This is a genomic window from Aerococcus sp. L_32 (genome assembly GCF_050689315.1).
Window position 1 is genome coordinate 1 of sequence record NZ_JBOEQF010001014.1, and the last position, 671, is coordinate 671.

The 671-nt window shown below is 39.3% G+C and carries 1 protein-coding gene and 1 pseudogene; both read left to right on the plus strand.

Annotation, left to right across the window (positions count from 1 at the left end; genetic code table 11):
* Nucleotides 1-310: Dps family protein (locus ACRCJ0_RS17930; RefSeq protein ID WP_431391494.1), on the plus strand; the 310-nt coding region annotated here is incomplete at its 5' end.
* Between the two features lie 184 nt (nucleotides 311-494).
* A pseudogene (locus ACRCJ0_RS17935) lies at nucleotides 495-671 on the plus strand (Crp/Fnr family transcriptional regulator); the annotation flags it as partial.

The following is a 671-nucleotide window of genomic DNA, read 5'->3' on the forward strand; positions in this document are numbered from 1 at the left end:
AATTACTTCCGGTCATAAACCGGCTTCAACCACCGCTGAATTTGAAAAATATTCGATGCTTTCAGAAGATGCAGTTAATAAATACGATAAAGCAGAAGACATGGTTGAAAACATTATCGAGGACTTCAGAAGCACTCGTGACCTAACTATTCGCGCGATTCGTTTAGCTCAAGACGAGGGTGACGATGCTTTAGAAGATACATTGATTGCTTTTAAAAATGACTTAGATAAAAACATTTGGATGCTGCAAGCGTTCATTGGCAAAGAGGCATTGGAAGATGACGATGCGTTTGATGAGGATGAAGATTAGGTTTTTCGTAAACATACTTTTAGAAATTAAATATTTTGGGGTTGGGACTCTTTCCAGCTCCTATTTTTTTGCCGTTAAAAAGACTTCTCTTGATGAGTGTCAATTTTTTTGAGCTAGGGGTCTTTATACTAAATATAGGAAAGTTTAAAAAAAGGACAATAAACTGATAAAGGGGAAGAACGAATTGACTCAATACACCCAACCACATGCAGCAGGAGACCACTCAGCTTGTATCCGCTTAGTCCCGATATTCAATCATTTGGAGGAAAGCTCGATGGATCGCATCGCTGGAAAAGCTCACACGAAGCACTATCAAAAAGGGGCGTTTCTGTTTCGCTCGCAAGAAAAAGATGATGCCTTG